This is a genomic window from Rhizobium sp. 2MFCol3.1 (assembly GCF_000377565.1).
Taxonomy (GTDB): domain Bacteria; phylum Pseudomonadota; class Alphaproteobacteria; order Rhizobiales; family Rhizobiaceae; genus Rhizobium.
The window spans coordinates 1-24,120 of record NZ_KB898373.1 but is presented as its reverse complement, the minus strand read 5'-3'; the positions used below and the strand labels follow the sequence as shown (position 1 = coordinate 24,120).

The following is a 24,120-nucleotide window of genomic DNA, read 5'->3' as shown; positions in this document are numbered from 1 at the left end:
TTTTTGGCGCCCCCTATCCTTAAACTCGACGATATCTTCCTGAGCTTCGGCGGCGCGCCGCTTCTGGCGGGCGCTGCCCTGCAGGTGGAGCCCGGCGACAAGATCTGCCTTGTCGGCCGCAACGGTTCCGGCAAATCGACGTTGCTGAAGATCGCCGCCGGCATGGTCGAGGCGCAGTCCGGCGAGGTGTTCCGCCATCCGTCGTCGACCGTACGCTATCTCGAACAGGCGCCCGATTTCGCCGGCTACAGCACCGTCCAGGCCTATGCGGAAGCAGGCCTTGGGCCGGGCGACGACCCTTACCGCGTCACCTACCTTCTCTCGCATCTCGGCCTCACCGGCGAGGAAGACCCGAAGAACCTCTCAGGCGGCGAAGCGCGCCGCGCGGCGCTTGCCCGCGTTCTGGCGCCCGAGCCCGATATCCTGCTCCTGGACGAGCCGACCAACCACCTCGACCTACCCACCATCGAATGGCTGGAAGGCGAACTGCAGAAGACCCGCAGCGCGCTGGTTCTGATCTCGCACGACCGTCGCTTCCTTGAAAAGGTCTCCACCGCCACCGTCTGGCTCGACCGCGGCACCTCGCGCCGCCTCGACCGCGGCTTCGCCCATTTCGAAGCCTGGCGCGACCAGGTGCTCGAGGCCGAGGAGATGGAACAGCACAAGCTCGGCAAGGCGATCGAGCGCGAGGAGCACTGGCTGCGCTACGGCGTCACCGCGCGCCGCAAGCGCAACATGCGCCGCCTCGGCGAGCTGCAGACGATGCGCGCCAGCTATCGCGGCCACAAGGGGCCGCAGGGCACCGTGCAGGCGACCGTCTCCGACGCGCAGGAATCCGGTAAGCTCGTTATCGAAGCCGACAAGATCACCAAGACCTATGGCGAACGCCCGATCGTCACGCCGTTTTCGATCCGCGTTCATCGCGGCGATTGCATCGGCCTCGTTGGCCCGAACGGCGCCGGCAAGACCACCCTCCTGAAGATGCTGACTGGCCAGCTGCCGCCCGACACCGGCATCATCAAGCTCGGCACCAATCTGGAGATCGCCACGCTCGACCAAAAGCGCGAGGATCTGAACCCAGAGGACACGCTGGCGCATTATCTGACCGATGGGCGCGGCGAAAATCTGCTTGTGAACGGCGAACAGCGCCATGTGACCGGCTACATGAAGGAATTCCTGTTCCAGCCGGAGCAGGCCCGCACGCCGATCAAGAACCTCTCTGGCGGCGAGCGCGCCCGCCTGATGCTCGCCCGCATGCTGGCGCGACCGTCCAACTTGCTGATCCTCGACGAACCGACCAACGACCTCGACATCGAGACGCTGGACCTGCTGCAGGAGGTCGTGGCCGGCTTCCCGGGCACCGTCATCCTCGTCAGCCACGATCGTGACTTCCTCGATCGCACCGTGACCTCGACCATCGCACCTGCCGTTCCCGATGCGCCCGATGGCCGCTGGATCGAATATGCCGGTGGCTATTCCGACATGCTGGCGCAGCGCAAGGGTGCCGCCGACGAGCGCAAGAAGGCGGAAAAAGCCGAAAAAGCGAAAACGCAGGAGGCAACCCCTGCCGCCGAAGCGCCGAAGGGCAAGGGAAAGCTCTCCTTCAAGCAGAAGTTCGCGCTCGAAAATCTCCCCAAGGAGATGGCAAAGGCCGAAGCCGAGATCGCCAAGCGCGAGGAAAAGATGGCCGACCCCAACCTCTTCTCCAAAGACCCCACGACCTTCAGCCGCCTGGCCGCCGAGATGGAGAAATTCCGCGACAGCCTAGTGAAGATGGAAGAAGAGTGGCTGGAACTCGAAATGCTCCGGGAAGAGCTGGAGGGCTGATCGCCCTCTATGCCGCTGAAAGCTGAGCCTCGATCGCCGCCTTGTCGACGATCGACCAAACGTTGGCGATCTTGCCGTCGGCAAACTCGTAAAACACGTTCTCGGAAAATGAAATCCGCCTGCCGTTAACGGGCACGCCGAGAAATGTGCCTTGCGGGCTGATGTTGAAATTCAGCCGGCTGGCGACTGTGGTGTCATCGGCGATCAGAATCTGGACGTCGAAATGGAGGTCGGGGATCGCGCGAAACTCGGCCTCACGCGCCTGCCGATAGCCATCCAGCCCAACAACCTGGCCGTTATAGCTCACATCCTGCCCGACATAGGTGCCGAGGTTTTCCCAATCCTGGGAATTCAGGCAGCCGATATAGGCGCGATATACAGCCGCAAGTCTCGTCTCCGGCATTCAAGCTCTCCCACCCATTGGCATACCCTGCCAGATAGTTCCCGTCTCGGAGCCGGAAACCCTCACATTTCATTGATTGGCCAGCGCTAAGACCTCGTGTCTAAGCTCCCGAAGGCTCCCGCCCCCGGAGCCAAGAGGAGAAAACCCATGTCTCGCTATCTGATTACCAGCCATGTCGCGGCGCTTGCCGTTGGCATTCTTCTGAGCACGTCGCAGATCACATTGGCGGCTGATGCGCAGCGCGTGCGCGTCCGTGGCGATATCGCTAGCCTCACCGGCGACACGCTTGTCGTCAAGACCCGCGAGGGCGCCGACCAGACCATTACGCTGAAGCCTGAATGGAAGGTTGGTGGCATCAAGAAGGCGTCGGTCGAGGACATCAAGCCCGGCGATTTCGTCGGCATCGCCTCGCTGCCCAAGCAGGATGGCGGCGATGGCGCGCTTGAGGTGCTGATCTTTCCGGCAGCCATGAAGGGCACCGGCGAAGGCAGCCGCCCCTGGGATCTGAAGCCCAACAGCAGCATGACCAACGCGACCGTCGCCAAGGCGGTCAAATCCGTCGATGGCCACACCGTGACGCTGACCTATCAGGGCAAGGAAAAGACCATCTCGATATCGAACGATACGCCGATTGTGACCTTCACCGCCGCGCAGAAGTCCGACCTGACGCCAGGCGCGCATGTCATCGTCATGGGCCAAAAGGCAGCCGACGGAACGGTCTCCGCGGCACAGGTCACGGTCGGCACCAACGGCGTCGTTCCGCCGATGTGATCCCGATCGAAGCGATCAGAGCGCAGGCGCCGGCGTGTTCGGCGCCTTATCGGCGATCTTGCTCTCATCGGGCTTGGCGGCAAGCGCTTCGAGATGCAGCACGCGCGGATGGAAGGCCTCGATATAGGCGTCGGAGCGGCCGATATAGATCATCGTCGCATCCGGCATCGCCTCAAGCACCTTCATCATCGTCGACTGCCATTCGGGCTCCATGCCCTCGAGCACTTCGTCGAAGACCATCCATTGCGGCCGCACCAGCAAGAGGCGCGCGAAGCCGATAGCCCGCTGTTCGTCGGCATCGAGCAGCTTGTCCCAGCGTGCGCGCGTATCCAGACGGGCAACGAGATTGTGCAGCCCCGCCTTTTCGAGCGCCGCCACCACATCGTCGTTCTTGTAGGTGTCGGCGGCCGCAGGAAACGCCAGCGCTTCGCGCAAGGTACCGCCGGGAATATAGGCCGATTGCGGCACGAACAGCATGTCGTCGGTGGGCGGCAGGCCGATCTTGCCGCTGCCGCAGGGCCACAGCTCCGACATCGCCAGGAACAGCAGCTTGCGATTGACGTTGTGATCGCCGTTGATCATTACCTTCTCGCCGGCCTTGATGGTGACGCTGCCCTCATGCAGCCGGAAGCCGCCGCACTGGTCGATCTCCTCGTCCATCTTGGTGGCGATGGTCACGTCCTCGAGCGTCAACGTGCCCGGCGCGCTGCGCTCGTAGGCGATCGTTTCCTTGAGATCGACATCGTCGCCCATAGTGGTGAGAGCCTGGCGGAAATCGGTGACGCGCATCAATGTCGCGCGCCATTCGGCGATCGGGCCGAAGTTCGACACGTACCAGCGCAGCGCCGTATTGACCTGGTTGAAGGCGCCGACCGACATCATCAGCTGACCGAAGGTGAGGCCACCGGAGAAATAGGCGGGTGCGGCCACGATGATCGGAATGACGACGACGAGCCAGCCGTAACCAGCCGACACCCAGGTCAGGTTGACGTTGGCCATAGCCAGCTTCTTGATGACGGCGAGAACGGCGCTGATATCGGTGTTGATCCGCCCCCGCTCGTTCTCCTCGCCACGCGCAGCCGTGATCGCCGGAATGTTCTCGTTGGCATGCATCAGCGCGAAACGCAGCTCGGCTTCCTTGGAGAAACGGTCGGCATTGAGCTTGACGAGCTTGCGCCCGACGAGCTGGCTGAGCACCGAGGCGGACGCGGCATAGAAGATCGCCGCCCAGACCATATAGCCCGGAATGGAAAAGGCGTATTCGCCGAAACGGAAGACGAACCCGCTCGACAGTTCCCAGAGAACGCCGATGAAGCTCACCAACAGGATCGTCGATTGCACCAGACCGATGACGAGCCCGGTGGTGCTTTCCGCCAGATTGCGCGCATCCTCATGCAGGCGCTGGTCCGGATTGACGCCGATCAGCCCGCTGGAGGCGAGCCTGAGCGCCCGCTTGCGCTGCAGCCACTGGTCGACGAGATCGCGCGTCAGCCCCTCGCGCATGTAAAGCGCCGTCATCTGGTTCAGCCAGGCCTGCACCACGTTGAGCAAAAGCAACATGCCGGCGATCAGCGCGAAGATCTTCAGCTGGTGGAAGAACCCCGGCAGGTCGCGGCGCGAGATGGCGTCATAGAATGGCGCGTTCCACTGGTTGAGGATGACGGTGGCATAGGCTGTCGCCAGAATGATCCCGATCAGCGCCGTCGAGAGAATGAGCACCGGCGCGCGCACCCTGGAGTGCCAGAATGCCGAAAACATCACCTTGAGGCGGAAGATCAGGCTGAGATCATATCCTACCCGGTCCTGCCCCTGGATGCTCGGTCTGCTTTTGACGTCCTCTGCCATCATGCTTCCTTACGCGTATGTAGCCCCTGAATAGCACCGTGAGTCAGCCTGTCCAGCAACAGTTTCTAGCATCAGGTAATGCGCGAGTTACCTCGGCAAATAAGCGACGCCACGTATCGGTCATTGATTCGCGGCCTGACTGGGTCTATTTAGAGCGCTCCGTGGTGATTTGGCCGGCCGGCTTGCAGCCACGTTAAAGAAGTTGCTAAAGGGCCGCGTGCGGACCGATAGCGATATTTTCGTTTTCTCATCGAGTGACCGCTATGCCGATCAAGATCCCCGATACCCTGCCCGCCTTTGAAACCCTGGTTCAGGAAGGTGTGCGCGTAATGACCGAGACGGCCGCGATCCGTCAGGACATTCGCCCCCTGCAGATCGGGCTTCTGAACCTCATGCCGAACAAGATCAAGACCGAGATCCAGATGGCGCGCCTGATCGGCGCCTCGCCGCTGCAGGTCGAGCTGTCGCTTGTTCGCGTCGGGAACCACAAGGCGAAGAACACCTCGGAAGATCATCTCTTCTCTTTCTACCAGACCTGGGAGGAGATCAAACACCGGAAGTTCGACGGCTTCATCATCACAGGCGCGCCGATCGAAACGCTTCCATACGAAGACGTTACTTATTGGGATGAAATGCAGCAGATTTTCGACTGGACGCGCACCAACGTGCACTCCGCGATGAATGTTTGCTGGGGCGCAATGGCCGCGATCTACCATTTCCACGATATTCCCAAGCACGCGCTGACGGAAAAGGCCTTTGGCGTCTATCGCCACAAGAACCTCAAGCCGTCTTCCGTCTATCTCAACGGTTTCTCCGACAATTTCGAGGTTCCGGTCTCGCGCTGGACGGAAGTGCGCCGCGCCGATATCGAAAAATCCGACACGCTGGAAATCCTGATGGAATCGAGCGAGATGGGCGTGTGCCTCGTGCACGAGAAGAAGGGCAACCGGCTCTATATCTTCAACCACGTCGAATATGATTCGACATCGCTCGGCGACGAGTATTTCCGCGACGTGAATGCCGGCGTTCCGATCAAGATGCCGCACAACTATTTCCCGCACAACGACCCGTCGATTCCGCCGCAGAACCGCTGGCGCAGCCATGCGCATCTGCTGTTCGGTAACTGGATCAACGAAATCTACCAGACGACGCCTTACAATCTGGAAGATATTGGCGAGGACGGCTGAGACCTTTTCGCTTTGCTTGATACGCCGCCGGACCTGACCGGCGGCGTTTGTTTTTTATATCGCGGCGGTTGCGATTTCATTCAATTGAGAGCAGGTTCTGGCCCGAAATTGCGGACGCGAACCGGGGAGGAAACAGGATGGCGGATGGATTGAAGCGGGACGTTTTTGGAACGACGAAGACGGGCGAAACCGTCCATCGCGTCGAGATCTCGGGCGGCGGCCTGACTGCCAAGGTGATCACCTGGGGCGCCGTCATCCAGGATCTCAGGCTCGAAGGCCATGACGCGCCGCTCACCCTCGGCTTCGATGATTTCGACAGCTATCCCGCCCATTCCGCCTATTTCGGCGCGACGCCCGGCCGCAACGCCAACCGCATCGGCGGCGGCAAGTTCACGATCGATGGCAAGAATTATCAGCTCGACCTCAACGAAAACGGCGTCAGCCACCTGCATGGCGGCTTCGAGAACATCGCGCTGCGCAACTGGACGATCGTCGAGCATGACAGCGACCGCGTCGTCCTGAAGATCGTCGATGCCGATGGCCGCGGCGGCTATCCCGGCAATTGCACCATCCTCGTCACCTACCGCGTGCATGGCGACGGCGAACTCTCGGTCGTCTACGAGACGACCAGCGACCAGCCGACCATCGCCAATGTCTGCCAGCACGCCTATTTCAATCTCGACGGCCGCGATGACACGCTTGGCCACGACATCATGATCGCGGCCGACAGCTATCTTCCGACCGACGAGCGCCAGATCCCGACCGGCGAGATCCGCCCAGTGCAAGGCACGGTGTTCGACTTCCGCGAAATGGCCTCGCTGAAGCGCTTCGAAGGCGACACCCAGGCGCTCTACGACCACAATTTCTGCCTCTCGTCCGAACGTGTCGCCAAGCGCTCCGTGGTGCTGGCGCGCAGCCTCTATTCCGGCGTCTCGATGGAAGTGCGAACGACCGAGCCCGGCGTCCAGTTCTACGCCGCCTTCAAGCTCGATGTACCGGTGCCTGGTATCGGCGGCCGCAAATACGGCCCCTTCGCCGGCTTCTGCCTGGAAACGCAGATTTGGCCCGACGCCATCAACCACGAGGGCTTCCCCAACGCGGTTCTGCGCCCCGGCGAAGTCCTGCGCCAGGAAACGGACTACATTTTCTCGAAGAACTGACGGCAGCAAGCCGACCGCTCCTGATGTCATCAAACCCTCGCAGACCTCTGCGAGGGTTTTTTCATACAAGTTAGCGCTTGCAATTGGTTCCAAAGAGGTTCTATTTTAATCTCATGGATAGAACCAGTCTGATAGCCGAGATCGAGGCACGCGGACTGCGCGACACAGCGCGCAGCGGGCCTCTCTATCGCCGTCTGGCACAGACACTGACCGGCCTGATCAATGAGGGCCTGCTGAAGCCAGGGGCAGCACTGCCGAGCGAGCGCGATCTGGCCGAATCCCTGAAGATCGGTCGCGTCACGGTGCGCACCGCCTATCGCGATCTCCTGAATTCAGGCACGCTGGAATCGCGCCATGGCAGCGGCACCTTCGTCTCGGCCAAGGTGGAGCGCATGGAGCAGTCGCTCTGGCGGCTTTCGTCCTTCTCGGAAGACATGCGCTCGCGCGGCCGCGTGCCGGCGGCAAGGATCCTGTCGCGCACCATCAACAAGCCCTCGCCGGAGGAGGCCTTCCTGCTGGGGCTCGGCGTCGACGAGCGTGTGTTGCGCCTCGATCGCCTGCGCCTTGCCGACGGGCTGCCGCTGGCGATCGATCGCTCCGTGGTTCCCGTGAAGTTTCTCGATGACACCGCCGGCGGCGAAGGCTCGCTCTACGACGCGCTGACGGCCAGCGGCCACCGCCCGGTGCGCGCGCTGCAGAAACTCTCTGCCGTCACGCTCGACGCGACCTCGGCGGCAGCGCTCGACGTCGCGGCCGGTGCGCCGGCCCTTCTGATCGAACGCGTATCGCGCCTGGAAGACCAGCGCGTCGTTGAATACACCCGCTCCCACTATCGTGGCGATGCATATGATTTTGTTGCAGAATTGAGAATTGGAGACGAGCTATGAGTGAAACCCAGTCGCTGATGTTGCAGGAAGCCGGCCAGTCCCCCGAGGTGGTCGCCACGTTGCTGCGCAAGGAAAAGCCTGTTTTCGACGAGATCGCCAAGCTCTTTTCCAAGAACGCGCCAAGCGTCGTCACCACCGCCGCGCGCGGCTCGTCCGACCATGCCGCCACCTTCTTCAAATATCTCTTCGAGATCACCTGCGGCATTCCGGTGGCCTCGGTCGGCCCATCGATCGCGTCGGTCTATGGCACGCCACTGCGCCTCAAGGGCGGCATTCACTTCACCGTATCGCAGTCGGGCGCGAGCCCCGATATCGTGGCGCTTCAGGAAGCGGCCAAGCGCGGCGGCGCGACCACCATCGCCGTCGTCAACGTCACCGACAGCCCGCTCGCGAAGCAGGCCGATCTCGTGCTCGACCTCAACGCCGGCGCCGAAAAGAGCGTCGCGGCAACCAAGTCCTTTATCGCCTCGGTCGCGGCCCTGTCGGGCGTCACGGCGGCAATCGGCGCCAGTGGCGACCTGCAGGCAGCGCTTGAAAAGCTTCCCGAAGCGCTAAGCGCCACATCGGGCATCGACACAGCTGCCGCCGAAGACGTGCTCTTCAACGCCACCTCGCTATACACCGGCGGCCGCGGCCCGGCCTTCGCCATCGCTCTCGAGGCAGCGTTGAAGGCCAAGGAGACCGCCGGCCTGCATGCCGAAGCGTTCTCGCTTGCCGAGCTCATGCACGGCCCGATGCGCCTCGTGCAGCCGGGTTTCCCGATCCTTGCCTTCACGCCCGATGACGCCGCCTATGCCAACAACGTCAAGGCGCTGGAGCGCCTGAGCAAGCTCGGCGCCACCACGGTACCCTTCTCGACCAAGGAACTCCCCGGCATCAACCTGCGCGTCCCCACGACAGGCAACGGCCTACTGGACCCGCTGGTTTCGCTGCTGGTCTACTACCGCATGATCGAGGCGGTCACCCGCCGCAAGGGCTTCGACCCCGACAAGCCGGCGAACCTCTTGAAGGTGACGGAGACCGTCTGATGTCGCGCAAGATCTTCACCGGCGCCCGCATGTTCGACGGCGAGCGCTTTCACGACGACAAGACGCTTGTCGTCGCCGACGGCCGCATCGAGACGATCGCCGGCCTGAACGACCTTCCTGATGGCGAGACGATCACGCTCGACGGCGGCATCCTCGCGCCCGGCTTCATCGACGCCCAGGTGAATGGCGGCGCCGGCCGGATGCTCAACGACGAACCATCGCCCGCCTCCATGTACCGCATCGCCGAGGGACATCGCCCCTATGGCACGACATCGCTGCTGCCGACGCTGATCACCGATACCGGCGAGGCGACGGCCGCCGCGATCGACGCCGCGAAAGAAGCGGTCAAGGCGAACCGCGGCGTGGCTGGCCTTCACCTCGAAGGTCCACATCTTGCCCCTGCCCGGAAGGGCGCGCATCTGGCCGAACTGATGCGCCCGGTTGAGGATCGCGACGTCAAGGCGCTTTCCGCCGCCGCCGAGGCGATCGGCACGCTTCTGGTCACGATGGCAGCCGAGCAGGTCACGGCACGACAGGTGCGCGAACTGAGCGAAGCCGGCGTCACCGTCAGCATCGGTCACTCCGATTGCACGAGCGAGGCCGCCGAGTCGCGCTTCGACGCCGGCGCCCGTGGCGTGACGCATCTGTTCAATGCCATGAGCCAGCTTGGCCATCGCACGCCCGGGCTGGTGGGCGCGGCAATCGATCATCCGTCCGTCTGGTGCGGCATCATCGCCGATGGCCACCACGTCGATCCCAAGGCACTGCGCACGGCGCTGAGAGCCAAGCGTGGCGAGGGCAAGCTGTTCTTCGTCACCGACGCCATGTCGCTGGTAGGTTCCGCAGAGAACAGCTTCACGCTGAACGGCCGCACGGTGCGGCGCGAGACGGGCGCCTTCTGCTCGAGGCTGGTTCTCTCCGACGGCACGCTCGCCGGCTCCGACGTGGATATGGCCTCGGCGATCCGCTATGGCCTCACCTATCTCGACCTCTCGCTCGCGGAAGCGTTGCGCATGGCCACGCTTTATCCGGCCCGCTTCCTGAAGCTCGATGACCGTGGTCGCCTCGCGCCCGGCCTGCGCGCCGATCTCGTGCATATGAGCGACGGCATCAAGATCAACCAGACCTGGATCAGCGGCGAGCCTGCGTGACCGCGAAATGCCGATTGTCAATTATGCGTTGACAATCGGTCGGTAAAGCCTGGTCTATCCGTTAACGGCGGGCAGGCTCATATTCCTCCCACGAAACGGCGGCGCATCAGATGCGCCACCCCTGTGAGAGGACAAAATCATGGCCCAGATCATCCTGAATTCGGCAACCGCCATCCTGATCGCGGCGGCATTTCTGGCAACGGCTGCAATGGCGCTCCGCACTGAAAACCAGGTGCGCGTCCGCGTGCCTGTGAAGGTCCGCGACCGGCACCATCCCAACGGTTGAATGACCGAATAATTCCTCGAATTCGCCCCAATATCGACACCGGTCGGGATCAGGAATGCCTCGACCGGCTTGGGAGGGAAAGACAATGACGAAGATCATCGGCGCTGCGGCAATCTTGACGATTGCGCTCGCCACTTATGCGGCCTCGCTCAACCCATACGACACGAGCAAGACCCCGCATAAGCCGTCGCACCAGACGACCGTCAGCGATACCGAACATACCGCCTCGATCCGCTAAGCATGCATCGCTAGAGCGCGATGCGCTTTAGACGAACAACTGCCCGCCATTGGCGCTGAGCGTCGAGCCGGTGATAAAGCCGGCATCATCCGAAGCCAGAAACACCACGCAGCGCGCGATCTCGTCGGGCGTGCCGAGACGTCCGACCGGGATCTGCGGAATGATGCGCTCGTTGAGCACCTTCTCCGGGATCGCCAGCACCATCTCCGTGCCGATATAGCCGGGGCAGATGGCGTTGACCGTGATGTTCTTCGCCGCGCCTTCCTGGGCAAGCGCCTTGGTGAAGCCGAGATCGCCGGCCTTCGCCGCCGAATAGTTCGCCTGCCCCATCTGGCCCTTCTGACCATTGATCGACGAGATGTTGACGATACGGCCGAAGCTGCGCTCGCGCATGCCGGCCCAGACCTGATGCGTCATGTTGAAGAGGCCGGTGAGGTTGGTGTTGATCACCTCGTGCCATTGCTGCGGCGTCATCTTGTGGAACATCGCGTCGCGCGTGATGCCGGCATTGTTGACCAGCACCTCGATCGAGCCGACCTCGGCCTCGATCCGCGCCAGACCTTCGGAACAGGCCTCGTAGCTCGACACGTCCCACTTGAAGACTGGAATGCCGGTCTCCGCGTGAAAAGCCTGCGCGGCCTCGTCATTGCCCGCATAGTTGGCCGCAACCCGATAGCCTGCACTCTTCAAGGCCAGTGAAATGGCGGCGCCAATACCGCGCGTACCGCCGGTGACAACAGCGACTCTGCTCATGTTCCGCTCCCCAAATGTAAGGCTCCGCTATGACCGGAGCTCAACCAAGACATGATGTAAAGCAGGCTATTAGAATGCTTCGAAGCACATGGCGACGCCCATTCCGCCGCCGATGCACAATGTCGCAAGTCCCTTCTTGGCGCCGCGGCGCTTCATTTCGAACAGAAGCGTGTTGAGCACGCGCGCGCCGGACGCACCGATCGGATGGCCGATGGCAATCGCCCCGCCATTGACGTTGACGATCTCGGGGTTCCAACCGAGGTCCTTGTTGACCGCGCAAGCTTGCGCGGCGAAGGCCTCGTTGGCCTCGACGAGGTCGAGATCGTTGATCGACCAGCCGGCCTTCTCCAGCGCCTTGCGCGAAGCCGGGATCGGCCCGGTGCCCATGATCTGCGGATCGACGCCGGCGGTGGCCCAGGAGACGATGCGCGCCAGCGGCTGGATGCCGCGACGCGATGCTTCCTGTTCGGTCATCAGCACGGCAGCGGCCGCGCCATCGTTGAGACCCGAAGCGTTGGCGGCCGTGACCGTGCCTTCCTTGTCGAACGCCGGGCGAAGCTTCGCCATCGCCTCCATGGTGGCGCCGTGGCGGATATATTCGTCCGCATCCACGGTGACGTCGCCCTTGCGGGTCTGAATGACGAAGGGAATGATCTCGTCGGCGAAACGTCCGGCCTTCTGCGCGGCCTCGGCCTTGTTCTGCGAGGCGACGGCGAACATGTCCTGCTCCTCACGCGTCAGCTGCCACTGGCGGGCGATGTTTTCGGCGGTCACGCCCATGTGGTAGCCGTAGAAGGCGTCGGTGAGGCCGTCCTTGATCATGGTGTCGACCATCTTCATGTCGCCCATCTTGGTACCGCTGCGCAGGTGTGCTGCATGCGGCGCCATCGACATGGATTCCTGGCCGCCGGCGACGATAATCTTCGCATCGCCGAGCGCGATCTGCTGCATACCGAGTGCGACCGCGCGCAGGCCGGAACCGCAAAGCTGGTTGAGGCCCCAGGCGGTCGCTTCCTTGGGAACGCCGGCTTTCATCGCCGCCTGGCGCGCCGGGTTCTGCCCCTCGCCCGCCGGCAGCACCTGCCCGAGGATCACTTCGTCGACTTCGGAGGCATCGACGCCTGCCCTATCGAGCGCGCCCTTGACGGCCGCGGCACCCAGTTCATGGGCGGCGACGGTGGCGAAAGCGCCGTTGAAAGAGCCGACAGCCGTACGGCCGGCGCTGGCGATGACGATAGACGGACTGGACATGAAGGTCTCCTCGTTTGCTCCACCACATATAGGTTGAAACTGACAAAGCTTCATCGCCAAGTCAAACGACAAGACAGCACATGCGAATTTTCGAAAGAACTTACGCTGCGTGAATTGTGTTGCACTAAAAGGGGCTTGCCGCATCGCACAAAGAGATTGTCACCGGCCCGATTTTGCGTCTACACTCCCAAGTGGAGGAATTTCAATGACAATAAGACGGGCTTTGGGAGATTCATATGGCGAAGAATGAGGGCCAGGTAGCAATCAAGAAATACGCCAATCGCCGACTGTATAACACCGGCACCAGCACATACGTGACGCTGGAAGACCTGGCGGAGATGGTGAAGAAGGGAGAGGACTTCACCGTACAGGACGCCAAGAGCGGCGACGACATCACGCATTCCGTGTTGACGCAGATCATCTTCGAGCAGGAATCGAAGACCGGCAACACGCTGCTACCCATTTCCTTCCTGCGCCAGCTGATCACCTACTATGGCGACCAGATGCAGATGGTGGTTCCGAGCTTCCTGGAACACTCCATGCGCGCCTTTACCGAGCAGCAGACGCAGATGCGCGAGCAGGTGACGCGTGCCTTCGGCGAGACGCCGCTGACCAAGAACCTGCAGCTGCCCATGCAGATGGTCGAGGACCAGGTGCGCCGCAACACCGAGATGTTCCAGCAGGCCATGCAGATGTTCTCGCCCTTCAAGGCGCCGGCGACTGCCGCCAAGGAAAGCCGTAAGGCCGAAGCCAAGGATATCGACGAACTGAAGGAACAGCTGCGCGCGCTTCAGAGCAAGCTCGACAGTCTCTGATACCAGACCCCGATCGCTTCGCATCTCCTCAAGCCGAGAGCTCGGGGAGATGCCTAAACTCAAAGCCCGATAGAGACATCCCGCCCGGCGCTGCGGATCGATACCGCGAAGCCGCCGACGACATCGATCAGCGCGATCGTCAGAAGAATGAAGAACACCTGCGTCGCCGCATCGGAAACGAGCAGGAACTCCACCAGAAACGCGATGAAGACAAGCATGGACAGCATGTGGTTGGCCAGGCTGCCGCGCGCGTTGCGGGTTGCGCGCAAGATCTCGAAGAACAGGACGACGAGCGCCACGACGATGAACAGGTCGCCGAGCGACATGCTCCAGATCGCCCCTGAGATCATCGACAGTACGATGAGGTCATTGTGAAGCGCGGGAAGTCCGCCGCTGCCCATGAACCCGACCATCGCAAGATTATAGAGAATGAAAGGCACGACCATCAGCGGAATTGCAGTGAACATGTGGCGGTATTCTCCCTCGGTGGAAGAATAGTGCCGTAAATCACCGCGTCACTTCAAGTGATCATGCGATATATTATTGCCAAAACGCAAAAGGCCGGCACACGGCCGGCCTTGCGAATTCTGCTGAAGCAGAACGCATAATGAAATTATGCGCTTTCCTTCGGCGTCAGAACCTGACGGCCGCGGTACATACCGGTCTTCAGATCGATATGGTGCGGGCGACGCAGTTCGCCGGAGTTCTTGTCTTCAACGTAGGTCGGGGCCTTCAGCGCGTCAGCAGAGCGGCGCATACCGCGCTTGGACGGGCTTGTTTTTCTCTTAGGTACAGCCATTTTTCTTACTCCACTTCACAGGCGAACACATCCAACGGCCAGACTGGCGGCCGAAACGACATATCGCGATTTCGGAAATTTTGCGCGCTTATACATGCCTTGGAGGGGCTTGACCAGTCCCCAGCTTTATTTTTTGAGATTCACTTGAATCTCTCATCAGACCTCGTCTTCCTCGACGATCCAGGGCTCCGCGCGCGCCGCGTCCTCCCAGGCCTTCCAGGCCGGAAGGGCCTTCATCGCCGCCATATAGCTCAACGTGTCGCCCGACGCCACCAGATCGTAGATCTCGAAGCGATTGACGACAGGCGCGAACATCGCATCGGCGCCGGAGAACTCACCAAACAGGAAGGGACCGCCGGAATGGGCGCGCAGATCCCGCCAGATCGTCTCGATGCGCGCCACATCGGCCATGACACCGTCGGCGAGCGCGATCCGCCCCTTCGGGCGGCGCATGTTCATCGGACAGGCGTTGCGCAGCGCCCTGAAGCCCGAAAGCATCTCCATCGACACCGCGCGCGCCACGGCCCGCTTTTCGCGCGCCTTCGGCCACAGTCCGGCTTCGGGAAAAAGCTCGGCAACATATTCGATGATGGCGAGCGACTGCCACACGCGGGTGGCACCATGCTGCAGCACCGGCACCTGCCCGGTCGGCGAAAACGCCCGGAAGTGCGGATTGCCGGCCGCGTTGTCGAAGGGAACCAGAACCTCGTCGAACGGGATGCCGGCCGCCGTCAGCGCGATCCACGGACGAAACGACCACGAGGAATAGTTCTTGTTGCCGATATAGAGCGTCAGCCGGTCCAAAGATCTCTCCCTTGCAAGCAAGCGCGGCCGAGCCGCACACCATCCTTCATACGTGCGATCACGCATGCCAGATGACATCTGGGCTCACCAGCGACATCTTCTGATGTCAGTCATAAATGCATCTGATGTATTCGCCGGAACTGCGCGCCCGGCGCTCGATGACGCCGGCAAGACTGCGCAGGCCGCGGCCAGGTTTGCCGGCATTGCGGTCGATCGGGTTGGGCAGCGAGACGGCAAGCAGGGCCGCCTGCCGGCTGGTGAGCTTCGACGCCGGCACCTTGAAATGATAGCGCGCCGCCGCCTCGATGCCGTAGATACCCGGCCCCCATTCGGCGATGTTGAGATAGATCTCCATCAGCCGCCGCTTCGACCAGACGAAATCGGCGGTCACCGCCAGCGGCAACTCCATCGCCTTGCGCACGAAGGAGCGGCTGTTCCACAGGAACAGGTTCTTCGCCGTCTGCATTGGAATGGTGCTGCCGCCGCGCGTTGCTTCACCGCGCAGCGTGTCGGTCACCAGCATCCGCATTTCGCCCCAATCGACGCCGCCATGGAAACAGAACTGCCCGTCTTCCGACATCATCACCGATTGCACTAGAACCGGCGAGATCTGGTCGATCGACACCCATTGCCGGTCATAGCCGCGCAAAAGCACCAGATCGCGCAGCATCAAGGTCGAGACCGGATGGATGAAGGGCAGCACATAAAGGAAGATCAGCACATAGGGCAGAACAAGCAGCGCGGCGATCGCCAGAACAATACGCATCATAAGCGAACGACCCTTTAGCCAAACGAGGGCGCGCCGATGGATCGGCATGGCCATGCTGTCGTCTGTCTCCGGCGTGATGTCCAATTCCCCTGACCCAGTCTCGTTCCCCTCTTCTCCATACCGCCTGCAAACTGGCATGGCCAGACACAAAGGAAATCTTGGTCGCTCTGTCGACAATTCCGTTGCAAGCCCAAGCCCGCCCGTGCCAAACAACGCCGCATGAACGCGCATCTGAAGACATTCGAAAGCCGGCTCTCAGCCAACGCCCGTGAGATCGAAGGCGTGCTCGACGCGCTGCTCTCGCAGCAGGTTCTGAACGACGAGATCGCCCGCCCGGAAAACTTGCGCTCGGCCATGCACTACGCGGTGCTGAACGGCGGCAAGCGGCTGCGCCCGTTCCTGGTTGTCGAGACGGCAACGATGCTCGGCGGCAATCGCGACACCGCCTTGCGGATCGGCGCGGCGCTCGAATGCGTTCACTGTTACTCGCTCGTCCATGACGACCTTCCCGCGATGGACGACGACGACCTGCGCCGCGGCAAGCCGACGGTGCACATCGCCTATGACGAGGCGACCGCCATTCTCGCCGGCGACAGCCTGCTCACCTATGCCTTCGACATCATCGCCTCGACGCCTGACCTCGACGAGTCGCGCAAGGTCGCGCTGATCCTGGCGCTGTCGCGGGCCTCCGGTCTCGGCGGCATGGCCGGCGGACAGGCGCTCGATCTGGCCGCCGAAAAGCACGCGCCGGACGAACAGGGCATCATCATGCTGCAGGCGATGAAGACGGGCGCGCTCATCCGCTTCGCCTGCGAGGCGGGCGCCATCGTGGCCGGCCGCCCGGCTGAAGACCGCGCGACATTGCGCCGGTTCGGCGAACGCATCGGCCTCGCTTTCCAGCTGGCCGACGACATCCTCGACCTGACTGCCGACAGCGCTACCATGGGCAAGGCAACCGGCAAGGACGCCGGCCGCGGCAAGGGCACACTGGTGGGCCTGCACGGCATGGCCTGGGCCGAGGCGACACTCTCCGCCCATGTGAAGGAAGCCGAGGCCTTGCTGGCCCCCTATGGCGAGCGCGCCACGGCTCTCGTCGAAGCCGCCCGCTTCATCGCCGAGCGCAAGAGCTGAGGCGGACAAGCATCAGCAACTGCTGAAAAAGCGTCACCGAGACAAGATTCCGGCGCTCCCTCGGGCTCCGCTCTCTTGCCGAGCGACACGTGGCGCGCCTAAAACTTGGCGCAAGGCCGCAACGATGCGCGGCCGTTTCCAAGAGAAGCGCCATGCACGAGACCCTCAGCTACCTTCCGCAGATCCTGCCTGCCTATATCGCCTATATCGTCGCCGTCATCAGCCCCGGCCCGGCCATCATGGCGATCGTCTCGACATCCATGGTGCATGGCCGCAAGGCCGGCATGACGATCTCGCTCGGCATTTTCGCCGGCTCCTTCACCTGGGCCTGTGCGGCGGCACTCGGGCTTGCCACGATCCTCAATACCTATGCGGTGGCGCTCGAAATCCTGAAGATATTCGGTGGCCTTTATCTGCTCTACCTTGCCTATAAGGCCTTCAAGGCCGTGCGCGCCAACCCCGATATCCAGCAGGCCACGACGCCGAAGAACATGTCGACGCGCGCGCTGCTCCTGCGCGGCTACGGCATTCACGTCACCAATCCGAAGGCGATCTTCGCGTGGCTGGCGATCATCGCGCTCGGCATGCCGCAGGGCGCGCCGGCATCCGTTGCAGGCCTGATCGTCGGCATCTGCCTGACGACGGGCTTTATCGTTTTCATGGGCTATGCCGTGCTCTTCTCGACACCGCAGGCGCTGAAGATCTATTCAAGCCTGCGTCGCTGGATCGAAGGCGCGATGGCAGCCTTCTACTGCTTCGCAGGGCTGAAGCTGCTCACCAGCCGCATCTGATTTGGGTAAGGAAAGCGACGGCGCGGATTACTCCGCCGCCGTCCTGTTCTGGCCGAAACGCTTTTCGATGTAATCGGCGACCAACGCCTCGAAATCCGACGCGATATTCGGTCCGCGTAGCGTCATCGCCTTCTGCCCGTCGATATAGACGGGCGCCGACGGGCTTTCGCCGGTTCCGGGTAGCGAAATACCGATATCGGCATGCTTGCTCTCGCCCGGACCATTGACGATGCAGCCCATGACCGCGACGTTGAGCGCCTCGACACCCGGATACTTGTCGCGCCACACAGGCATGTTCTTGCGCAGGTCGTTCTGGATGTTCTGCGCCAACTCCTGGAAGACCGTCGACGTCGTACGGCCGCAGCCGGGACAAGCCGCGACGACAGGAATAAACTGGCGGAAGCCCATGACCTGCAGGATTTCCTGTGCCACCTGCACTTCGCGCGTGCGGTCGCCATTCGGCTCCGGCGTCAGCGACACGCGGATCGTGTCGCCGATCCCGTGCTGCAGCACATAGCCCATGGCAGCCGAGGAGGCGACGATGCCCTTGGTGCCCATACCTGCTTCGGTGAGGCCGAGATGCAGTGCGTGGTCGGAACGTTCAGACAGCATGGAATAGACGGCGATCAGGTCCTGCACCTGGCTGACCTTGGCCGACAGGATGATGCGGTTGCGCGGCAAGCCGATCTCTTCGGCAAGATTGGCCGAGATCAGTGCCGACTGCACGATCGCCTCGCGGGTGACCTGACGCGCCGAAAGCGGCGAACCCGCCGCCCAGTTCTGGTCCATCAGCGCGGTCAGCAGTTCCTGGTCGAGCGACCCCCAGTTGACGCCGATACGCACGGGCTTGTCGTAGCGGATCGCCATCTCGATGATGTCGCCGAACTGCTTGTCTTTCTTGTCCTTGAAGCCGACATTTCCAGGATTGATCCGGTACTTCGCCAGCGCCTCGGCGCAATCAGGATGATCGGCCAGCAGCTTGTGGCCGATATAATGGAAGTCGCCAACCAGCGGCACGTCCATGCCGAGACGCAGCAGCCGGTCGCGGATGCGCGGCACGGCGGCGGCACTTTCATCGCGATCGACGGTGATACGGACGAGCTCGGAGCCGGCCTTGTAGAGCGCGGCCACCTGGGCGACCGTGGCGTCGATATCGGCCGTATCCGTATTGGTCATCGACTGCACGACGACGGGCGCGCCGCCTCCGACGATGACGCCGCCGACATCGACGGCAACGGATGCGCGGCGCGGTTTCGGATCAAAATCCGTAGCTGAAGACATGGATAGAGCTCTTGAACCCTTAAATTTCGTGCCTTTCAGGTGGATCATGACCGCCCGCTTGTCAACCCGCGGCATCCATCACTTTGTTTGACGTCTCTTAGTGACCGCCACCGGAAATGCCGTCGGCGTAGCGCGCCAGACTGGAAAGCGCCAGCACGACGAGGAGCAGCACCGGCAGCGCCATGAACACCACGGAGAAGCCGACATGCTCGGCCACGAAGCCGATCGCCGACGGTGCCACCAGCATGCCGGAATAGCCCATGGTGGTAACAACGGAGATACCGATGCCTGCCTTCAGATGCGGAATATTGCCCGCTGCCGAGAAAGCGATTGGCACCATGTTGGAGATGCCGATACCGCAGAAGGCAAAGCCGAGGATGGCGATCTCCGCATTCGGCGCGAAACCTGCGAGAAGCATGCCCGCGATGGCGAACAGGGTGCAGATCCTGAGCGTCATGACGCCGCCCAGGCGATCACGAACGAGGTCGCCGGCAAAACGCATCGCCGCCATCGTCAGCGAGAAGGCCGCGAAACCGAAGCCCGAGAGCGCAACCGAAGCACCAAGTTCCTCGCGGAGATAAAGCGCGCCCCAATCGAGCACCGCCCCCTCAGGCATCATCGAAAACAGCGCGACGAGACCGAGCAGCCAGGGCAGCGGCACCATCGGCAGGCGTGTCTTCTCTTTCTTCGTATCGGGATGCGGCTGGTCGGCAAGGATCATGTTCCAGGCAATCGCAAGCGTAATGGCCGCGAGAGCCGTGGCGACGACGGCATGCGCGAACACGCCGAAATGCGCGATCAAAAGTCCACCAAGGCCGGCGCCGATCAAGCCGCCGAGGCTCCAGAAGGCATGACAGGACGACATGATCGCCCGCCGCATCGATTGCTCGACGGCAACCGCATTGGCATTCATGGCAACGTCCATGGCCCCCATGAAGCCGCCGAACAGAAAGATCGCGATCGCCGCCGTCACGATATTGGGCGCCAGCGTCAACGCCAGCAGGCCGGGCAGCAGGCAGACAGCCATGGCCAGCGATACGACCCGCGATCCATGCCGCGCGATCTGCGCGCCGGCGATCGGCATCAGCGTCAGCGAGCCGATCCCAAGCACCAGGATCATCAGCCCGAGATGAAACTTGCTGAGCTCCAGCCGCTCTGCGAATTCCGGAATCTTCGGCGCCCAGGAACCGACGGTGAAACCGTTGATCAGGAACAGCAGCGACACCGCTGTCCTGTTCTTGGTGACGTAGCCGCTTCTCACCGGAAGCGCTGTGTTGACGTGATTATCCATGTCTCTTCCCATATGCACTGGCGCCGGCACTCCTCGTCCGGCGCATCATTGAACGATATCTATTCGGTTTCGCCGGCAACCAGCGTCTTGCATCCAAGATCGCGGTAGCGCGCAAGCATCTGAGGATCGGCGTCGCGCTCGACCACGAGACAGCCGCAATCGGCGGCCGAGAGCACGCCATGTGGCGCGGCCGTGCCGAACTTGTCGGAAGTGACGGCGACGAGCACCTGCCGGCTTTTGGTTGCGACGAAGCGCTTGAACTCCGCGTCTTCGAAACCGAAGACGGTGACACCTGCCGCGATATCGACGCCGCAGGCGCCAAGAATGCAGAGATCCGGCGACAGTGGCTCCATGTCGCGCATCGCCTTTGCCCCCAGCGCGCCGCCCACCTGCCGGTCGATCAGTCCGCCGATCAGGATGACGTTGACGAGCGGCTTGTCGATCAGCGCCGCGGCGATCGACGGCGCGTTGGTCACCGCCGTCAGCGGCAGATCCATCGGCAGCGCCATGGCGATCGCCAGGTTCGTGCTGCCCGCATCGAAGAACACGGTCATATCGGTTGCGATCTGCGAAACGGCGGCCGCTGCCAGCGCCTGCTTGCGGTCGCGCGCAATACCGGCGCGGTGATTGAGGCTGCCGCCGGCAGGCGAAACCGGCAGCGCGCCGCCATAGACCCGCTCGCAGAGCCCTGCTGCCGCCATCTCGCGCAGGTCGCGGCGAACCGTATCCTCGGACACGCCGAATTCCGCCGCGAGCTCGGCGGCCAGCACGCGCCCATGCGTTTGCAGCTTGCGCGAAATTACGCTCTTGCGCTCCTGCAGCAGAAGTTCGTTCGTGTTCATGCCGGATTTAGCCTGACAAATCTCAAATCGATTGAATCATGCATAAACCGATACAAACGTGCAGACAAGCAGCAGCGAACAAATCATCTCTTCACATTGTGAAACACTGAACACCAAAACCGTGATAAATGAGAAAAATATTCGCAGTTGCCGATTTTATTCGCAGTTTTTGACGCATCGCAACATCGGCTTTTCTGCGATTTTCCAGCCATCGAACACACTGGTGAATTGGACAGACACATGAACCTCCTGAAGACCCTCGCCACCGCAGCCCTGATCCAGGCCGCCGCCCTGATGCCGGCACTGGCCGGCGAAAACCTCGCCGCCATCAAGCAGGCAGGCGTGCTGAAGATCGGCACCGAAGGCACCTACGCCCCGTTCACCTTCCATGATGCCAGCGGCAAGCTTGTCGGCTTCGACGTCGAGATCGGCGAAGCCGTCGCCGCCAAGCTCGGCGTCAAGGCCGAGTTCGTCGAAGGCAAGTGGGACGGCCTGATCGCCGGCATCGACGCCAAGCGCTACGACACCGTCATCAACCAGGTCGGCATCACCGATGCGCGCAAGCAGAAGTATAACTTCTCCGAGCCCTACATCGCCTCCAAGGCCGTCCTCATCGTTCGCGACGGCGACGACAGCATCAAGACCTTCGCCGATCTCAAGGGCAAGAAGTCGGCCCAGTCGCTGACCAGCAACTTCGGCAAGCTCGCCGAACAGTCCGGCGCCGAGCTCGTGGGTACCGATGGCTTCGACCAGTCGATCCAGCTGGTTCTGACCAAGCGCGCCGACGCCACCATCAACGACAGCCTGTCCTTCCTCGACTTCAAGAAGCACAAGCCCGACGCTCCGGTAAAGATCGCCGCACAGGAAGAAAATGCCGACCACTCCGGCATCATCATCCGCAAGGGCGAACCGGAACTGCTTGAGGCCATCAACAAGGCGCTCGTCGATATCAAGGCCGACGGCACCTACAAGACGATCTCCGACAAGTATTTCGGCCAGGACGTCTCGAAGTAAGTCTGATCGACAGCGCAGATCTCCTCCCAACCCCTCCCCGCAAGGCGGAGGGGCTTTTTATTGGGCGCTTTCAGACTAACTTTGCACGCACGGTGCCGCCTCTTCACCCCTCCCCCTTGTGGGAAGGGGTTGCGGAGGGGTATTCCACGTCGAACCGATAACCCCCGCGAAAGGGAACGCTCGTGCCGCACTGGCTTCAATTGATGGCGGATTCGCTTGTGCCCCTGTTGTGGGCCGGGCTGGTCTTCACCATTCCGCTGACATTGCTGTCCTTCACCTTCGGGCTCGTGCTCGGCCTTGCGACCGCCATTGCCCGGCTCTTCGGCGCCGCCCCCTTCGTGGCGATCGCCCGCTTCTACGTCTGGGTGATCCGCGGAACGCCGCTTCTGGTGCAGCTCTTCGTGATCTTCTACGGCCTGCCCAGCATCGGCATCCTGCTCGACGCCTTCCCGGCAGCCCTGATCGGCTTCACGCTCAACATCGGCGCCTACAGCTCCGAGATCATCCGCGCCGTCATCTCCTCGGTCCCCAAGGGCCAGTGGGAGGCCGCCTACTCGATCGGCATGAGCTGGCGCCAGGCGATGAGCCGCACCATCCTGCCGCAGGCCGGCCGCGTCGCCGTGCCGCCGCTGTCGAACACCTTCATTTCGCTGGTCAAGGATACGTCGCTCGCAGCCGCCATCACCGTGCCGGAACTCTTCCAGGCCGCCCAGCGCATCGTCGCCACCACCTATGAACCGCTGATCCTCTACATCGAGGCGGCCCTCATCTATCTCGCGCTGAGTTCCGTTCTCTCGGCCCTGCAGGTCAGGCTGGAACGCCGCTTCGCCCGCTATGGCGGCATGCTGGAGGCAAACGCATGATCGAGCTTGATAACATCGAAAAGCGCTTCGGCGACGCCGTCATCCTGAAGGACATCAGCATCCGCATTCCCGAAGGCAGCGTTACAGCACTCGTCGGCCCCTCGGGCGGCGGCAAGAGCACGCTTCTGCGCTGCATCAACCTCTTGGAGATCCCGACGGCGGGCACGATCCGCCTCGGCGAGGAAACCCTGACCTTCAAGCCCGGCCAGAAGACCAGCTGGCAGGCGATCCAGAAGATCCGCCGGCAGACCGGCATGGTGTTCCAGAACTTCCAGCTCTTCCCGCACCAGACGGCGATCGAAAACGTCATGGAAAGCCTGGTGACCGTGCTGAAATGGCCGAAGGAAAAGGCCCGCAACCGCGCCATGGAACTCCTGACCAAGGTCGGCATGGCCCACAAGGCCGACGCCTGGCCCTCGACACTCTCGGGCGGCCAGCAGCAGCGCGTGGCGATCGCCCGCGCGCTGGCTCCCTCACCCCGCGTCCTCCTCTGCGACGAGCCGACATCCGCGCTCGACCCGGAACTCTCCGCCGAAGTCGTCGACGTCCTTGGCCGCCTCGCCAGCGAGGGCACGACCATGGTCATGGCGACCCACGACCTGAGGCTAGCCTCGAAAATCGCCAACGATGTTGTCTTCCTCGAAGCGGGAAGCGTGGTCGAGACCGGCAGCGCGCGGAACATCTTCACCGCCCCGGAACGCGAACGCACCAAGCGCTTCATCTCGACGATCAACGCCGCGCATACCTACGATATTTGAGGGATGCTTACGAGATCACGGGGCAAAGTCAGGATTACGGCGAAACGGATGACGCCGGCCGTAACGCATTGAAACGCCGAGTCAAAAACTCGCTCGACGTCATCCTCGGGCTCGTTGTACAGCCTTGATACATACCTGACAGATGTTCGGAGACATGCCTGACACTTTTCGGATT

The 24,120-nt window shown here is 62.3% G+C and carries 26 protein-coding genes and 1 riboswitch; of the genes, 15 read left to right on the top strand and 11 right to left on the bottom strand.

Translation table 11 applies throughout. The features are described from left to right. Positions 1-3 precede the first annotated feature (3 nt). Positions 4-1,827 carry an ABC-F family ATP-binding cassette domain-containing protein gene (locus D460_RS0127650; RefSeq protein WP_018901857.1) on the top strand — a complete coding sequence of 608 codons (1,824 nt, stop codon included), beginning with the start codon at positions 4-6 and terminating at the stop codon, positions 1,825-1,827. A 7-nt stretch (positions 1,828-1,834) separates the two neighbouring features. On the opposite strand, the gene D460_RS0127645 is transcribed toward D460_RS0127650, so the two are convergent. Next, entirely contained in the window at positions 1,835-2,230 is a 396-nt protein-coding gene (locus D460_RS0127645) for an ester cyclase (RefSeq protein WP_018901856.1), read from the bottom strand. Positions 2,231-2,377: 147 nt separating this feature from the next. Between D460_RS0127645 and D460_RS0127640 the strand changes: the two genes are divergently transcribed. After that, positions 2,378-3,001: a DUF5666 domain-containing protein gene (locus D460_RS0127640; protein WP_018901855.1), complete on the top strand. Its 624-nt coding sequence runs from the start codon at positions 2,378-2,380 to the stop codon at positions 2,999-3,001. A gap of 15 nt (positions 3,002-3,016) precedes the next feature. On the opposite strand, the gene D460_RS0127635 is transcribed toward D460_RS0127640, so the two are convergent. Next, positions 3,017-4,846 (bottom strand): ABC transporter ATP-binding protein/permease, encoded by a 1,830-nt coding sequence (locus tag D460_RS0127635; RefSeq protein WP_018901854.1) that lies wholly within the window; start codon positions 4,844-4,846, stop codon positions 3,017-3,019. 151 nt (positions 4,847-4,997) lie between these two features. Then, positions 4,998-5,075, top strand: a riboswitch (SAM riboswitch). Between the two features lie 34 nt (positions 5,076-5,109). Here D460_RS0127635 and metA point away from each other — a divergent pair. The 7 genes from metA (at position 5,110) to D460_RS36200 (ending at position 10,783) form a co-directional block, all read left to right on the top strand. Continuing rightward, a complete protein-coding gene (gene metA, locus D460_RS0127630) occupies positions 5,110-6,033 on the top strand; it encodes a homoserine O-succinyltransferase (RefSeq protein WP_018901853.1) in 924 nt (307 codons plus the stop codon). 137 nt (positions 6,034-6,170) lie between these two features. Beyond that, positions 6,171-7,193 carry an aldose epimerase family protein gene (locus D460_RS0127625; RefSeq protein ID WP_018901852.1) on the top strand — a complete coding sequence of 341 codons (1,023 nt, stop codon included), beginning with the start codon at positions 6,171-6,173 and terminating at the stop codon, positions 7,191-7,193. 113 nt (positions 7,194-7,306) lie between these two features. Further along, the gene (locus tag D460_RS0127620) at positions 7,307-8,080 is read left to right on the top strand and encodes a GntR family transcriptional regulator (protein WP_018901851.1); all 774 of its coding nucleotides are present in this window, start codon (positions 7,307-7,309) and stop codon (positions 8,078-8,080) included. Further along, positions 8,077-9,108 carry an SIS domain-containing protein gene (locus tag D460_RS0127615; RefSeq protein WP_018901850.1) on the top strand — a complete coding sequence of 344 codons (1,032 nt, stop codon included), beginning with the start codon at positions 8,077-8,079 and terminating at the stop codon, positions 9,106-9,108. The genes D460_RS0127620 and D460_RS0127615 overlap by 4 nt, the downstream gene beginning before the upstream one ends. Beyond that, a complete protein-coding gene (gene nagA / locus D460_RS0127610; RefSeq protein WP_018901849.1) occupies positions 9,108-10,259 on the top strand; it encodes an N-acetylglucosamine-6-phosphate deacetylase in 1,152 nt (383 codons plus the stop codon). Before D460_RS0127615 ends, nagA begins: the two co-directional genes overlap by 1 nt. 139 nt (positions 10,260-10,398) lie before the next feature. Further along, on the top strand, positions 10,399-10,545 hold the full coding sequence (locus tag D460_RS36570; protein ID WP_018901848.1) for a hypothetical protein: 147 nt from the start codon (positions 10,399-10,401) through the stop codon (positions 10,543-10,545). A gap of 85 nt (positions 10,546-10,630) precedes the next feature. Next, positions 10,631-10,783 (top strand): hypothetical protein, encoded by a 153-nt coding sequence (locus D460_RS36200; protein ID WP_018901847.1) that lies wholly within the window; start codon positions 10,631-10,633, stop codon positions 10,781-10,783. Positions 10,784-10,810: 27 nt separating this feature from the next. Here D460_RS36200 and D460_RS0127595 read toward each other — a convergent pair whose 3' ends face one another. Next, entirely contained in the window at positions 10,811-11,536 is a 726-nt protein-coding gene (locus D460_RS0127595; protein WP_018901846.1) for a beta-ketoacyl-ACP reductase, read from the bottom strand. Between the two features lie 69 nt (positions 11,537-11,605). Beyond that, positions 11,606-12,787 carry an acetyl-CoA C-acetyltransferase gene (locus D460_RS0127590; protein WP_018901845.1) on the bottom strand — a complete coding sequence of 394 codons (1,182 nt, stop codon included), beginning with the start codon at positions 12,785-12,787 and terminating at the stop codon, positions 11,606-11,608. Between the two features lie 236 nt (positions 12,788-13,023). Here D460_RS0127590 and phaR point away from each other — a divergent pair, with 236 nt between their 5' ends. Continuing rightward, positions 13,024-13,602, top strand: a complete 579-nt coding sequence (gene phaR, locus D460_RS0127585) for a polyhydroxyalkanoate synthesis repressor PhaR (protein ID WP_018901844.1) — start codon at positions 13,024-13,026, stop codon at positions 13,600-13,602. Between the two features lie 59 nt (positions 13,603-13,661). Here phaR and D460_RS0127580 read toward each other — a convergent pair whose 3' ends face one another. From D460_RS0127580 to mtgA, 4 genes are all read right to left on the bottom strand, one after another. Then, the gene (locus tag D460_RS0127580; RefSeq protein WP_018901843.1) at positions 13,662-14,069 is read right to left on the bottom strand and encodes a hypothetical protein; all 408 of its coding nucleotides are present in this window, start codon (positions 14,067-14,069) and stop codon (positions 13,662-13,664) included. Between the two features lie 146 nt (positions 14,070-14,215). Next, on the bottom strand, positions 14,216-14,401 hold the full coding sequence (rpmF, locus tag D460_RS0127575) for a 50S ribosomal protein L32 (RefSeq protein ID WP_003543812.1): 186 nt from the start codon (positions 14,399-14,401) through the stop codon (positions 14,216-14,218). 156 nt (positions 14,402-14,557) lie between these two features. Further along, entirely contained in the window at positions 14,558-15,205 is a 648-nt protein-coding gene (locus D460_RS0127570; RefSeq protein ID WP_018901842.1) for a glutathione S-transferase family protein, read from the bottom strand. 106 nt (positions 15,206-15,311) lie between these two features. Further along, positions 15,312-16,058, bottom strand: a complete 747-nt coding sequence (gene mtgA / locus D460_RS0127565) for a monofunctional biosynthetic peptidoglycan transglycosylase (RefSeq protein WP_018901841.1) — start codon at positions 16,056-16,058, stop codon at positions 15,312-15,314. A 135-nt stretch (positions 16,059-16,193) separates the two neighbouring features. Here mtgA and D460_RS0127560 point away from each other — a divergent pair, with 135 nt between their 5' ends. Together D460_RS0127560 and D460_RS0127555 are read left to right on the top strand one after the other, a co-directional pair. Beyond that, positions 16,194-17,105, top strand: a complete 912-nt coding sequence (locus D460_RS0127560) for a polyprenyl synthetase family protein (protein ID WP_018901840.1) — start codon at positions 16,194-16,196, stop codon at positions 17,103-17,105. 152 nt (positions 17,106-17,257) lie between these two features. Continuing rightward, positions 17,258-17,896 carry a LysE family translocator gene (locus D460_RS0127555; protein WP_018901839.1) on the top strand — a complete coding sequence of 213 codons (639 nt, stop codon included), beginning with the start codon at positions 17,258-17,260 and terminating at the stop codon, positions 17,894-17,896. 27 nt (positions 17,897-17,923) lie between these two features. On the opposite strand, the gene ispG is transcribed toward D460_RS0127555, so the two are convergent. The 3 genes from ispG to D460_RS0127540 all read right to left on the bottom strand — a co-directional run bounded on the left by ispG (position 17,924) and on the right by D460_RS0127540 (position 21,310). After that, the gene (gene ispG / locus D460_RS0127550; RefSeq protein WP_018901838.1) at positions 17,924-19,177 is read right to left on the bottom strand and encodes a flavodoxin-dependent (E)-4-hydroxy-3-methylbut-2-enyl-diphosphate synthase; all 1,254 of its coding nucleotides are present in this window, start codon (positions 19,175-19,177) and stop codon (positions 17,924-17,926) included. A 97-nt stretch (positions 19,178-19,274) separates the two neighbouring features. Further along, positions 19,275-20,468 carry an MFS transporter gene (locus tag D460_RS0127545; protein ID WP_018901837.1) on the bottom strand — a complete coding sequence of 398 codons (1,194 nt, stop codon included), beginning with the start codon at positions 20,466-20,468 and terminating at the stop codon, positions 19,275-19,277. Between the two features lie 59 nt (positions 20,469-20,527). Next, positions 20,528-21,310 carry a DeoR/GlpR family DNA-binding transcription regulator gene (locus D460_RS0127540; RefSeq protein WP_018901836.1) on the bottom strand — a complete coding sequence of 261 codons (783 nt, stop codon included), beginning with the start codon at positions 21,308-21,310 and terminating at the stop codon, positions 20,528-20,530. A 240-nt stretch (positions 21,311-21,550) separates the two neighbouring features. Between D460_RS0127540 and D460_RS0127535 the strand changes: the two genes are divergently transcribed. The 3 genes from D460_RS0127535 (at position 21,551) to D460_RS0127525 (ending at position 23,945) form a co-directional block, all read left to right on the top strand. Next, a complete protein-coding gene (locus D460_RS0127535; RefSeq protein WP_018901835.1) occupies positions 21,551-22,324 on the top strand; it encodes an amino acid ABC transporter substrate-binding protein in 774 nt (257 codons plus the stop codon). 182 nt (positions 22,325-22,506) lie between these two features. After that, a complete protein-coding gene (locus D460_RS0127530) occupies positions 22,507-23,187 on the top strand; it encodes an amino acid ABC transporter permease (RefSeq protein WP_026283611.1) in 681 nt (226 codons plus the stop codon). Then, positions 23,184-23,945, top strand: a complete 762-nt coding sequence (locus D460_RS0127525; protein WP_018901833.1) for an amino acid ABC transporter ATP-binding protein — start codon at positions 23,184-23,186, stop codon at positions 23,943-23,945. Before D460_RS0127530 ends, D460_RS0127525 begins: the two co-directional genes overlap by 4 nt. Positions 23,946-24,120 lie beyond the last annotated feature (175 nt).

What these genes read in the sequence shown, in the direction of transcription:
- D460_RS0127590 (WP_018901845.1), bottom strand. Translation starts at nt 12,787, where the DNA reads ATGTCCAGTCCGTCTATCGTCATCGCCAGCGCCGGCCGTACGGCTGTC.
- D460_RS0127615 (WP_018901850.1), top strand. Translation starts at nt 8,077, where the DNA reads ATGAGTGAAACCCAGTCGCTGATGTTGCAGGAAGCCGGCCAGTCCCCC.
- D460_RS0127580 (WP_018901843.1), bottom strand. Translation starts at nt 14,069, where the DNA reads ATGTTCACTGCAATTCCGCTGATGGTCGTGCCTTTCATTCTCTATAAT.
- D460_RS0127625 (WP_018901852.1), top strand. Translation starts at nt 6,171, where the DNA reads ATGGCGGATGGATTGAAGCGGGACGTTTTTGGAACGACGAAGACGGGC.
- D460_RS0127620 (WP_018901851.1), top strand. Translation starts at nt 7,307, where the DNA reads ATGGATAGAACCAGTCTGATAGCCGAGATCGAGGCACGCGGACTGCGC.
- nagA (WP_018901849.1), top strand. Translation starts at nt 9,108, where the DNA reads ATGTCGCGCAAGATCTTCACCGGCGCCCGCATGTTCGACGGCGAGCGC.
- phaR (WP_018901844.1), top strand. Translation starts at nt 13,024, where the DNA reads ATGGCGAAGAATGAGGGCCAGGTAGCAATCAAGAAATACGCCAATCGC.
- D460_RS0127545 (WP_018901837.1), bottom strand. Translation starts at nt 20,468, where the DNA reads ATGGATAATCACGTCAACACAGCGCTTCCGGTGAGAAGCGGCTACGTC.
- rpmF (WP_003543812.1), bottom strand. Translation starts at nt 14,401, where the DNA reads ATGGCTGTACCTAAGAGAAAAACAAGCCCGTCCAAGCGCGGTATGCGC.
- ispG (WP_018901838.1), bottom strand. Translation starts at nt 19,177, where the DNA reads ATGTCTTCAGCTACGGATTTTGATCCGAAACCGCGCCGCGCATCCGTT.
- D460_RS0127525 (WP_018901833.1), top strand. Translation starts at nt 23,184, where the DNA reads ATGATCGAGCTTGATAACATCGAAAAGCGCTTCGGCGACGCCGTCATC.
- D460_RS0127595 (WP_018901846.1), bottom strand. Translation starts at nt 11,536, where the DNA reads ATGAGCAGAGTCGCTGTTGTCACCGGCGGTACGCGCGGTATTGGCGCC.
- D460_RS0127555 (WP_018901839.1), top strand. Translation starts at nt 17,258, where the DNA reads ATGCACGAGACCCTCAGCTACCTTCCGCAGATCCTGCCTGCCTATATC.
- D460_RS0127635 (WP_018901854.1), bottom strand. Translation starts at nt 4,846, where the DNA reads ATGGCAGAGGACGTCAAAAGCAGACCGAGCATCCAGGGGCAGGACCGG.
- D460_RS36200 (WP_018901847.1), top strand. Translation starts at nt 10,631, where the DNA reads ATGACGAAGATCATCGGCGCTGCGGCAATCTTGACGATTGCGCTCGCC.
- metA (WP_018901853.1), top strand. Translation starts at nt 5,110, where the DNA reads ATGCCGATCAAGATCCCCGATACCCTGCCCGCCTTTGAAACCCTGGTT.
- D460_RS0127560 (WP_018901840.1), top strand. Translation starts at nt 16,194, where the DNA reads ATGAACGCGCATCTGAAGACATTCGAAAGCCGGCTCTCAGCCAACGCC.
- D460_RS36570 (WP_018901848.1), top strand. Translation starts at nt 10,399, where the DNA reads ATGGCCCAGATCATCCTGAATTCGGCAACCGCCATCCTGATCGCGGCG.
- D460_RS0127640 (WP_018901855.1), top strand. Translation starts at nt 2,378, where the DNA reads ATGTCTCGCTATCTGATTACCAGCCATGTCGCGGCGCTTGCCGTTGGC.
- D460_RS0127535 (WP_018901835.1), top strand. Translation starts at nt 21,551, where the DNA reads ATGAACCTCCTGAAGACCCTCGCCACCGCAGCCCTGATCCAGGCCGCC.
- D460_RS0127540 (WP_018901836.1), bottom strand. Translation starts at nt 21,310, where the DNA reads ATGAACACGAACGAACTTCTGCTGCAGGAGCGCAAGAGCGTAATTTCG.
- D460_RS0127645 (WP_018901856.1), bottom strand. Translation starts at nt 2,230, where the DNA reads ATGCCGGAGACGAGACTTGCGGCTGTATATCGCGCCTATATCGGCTGC.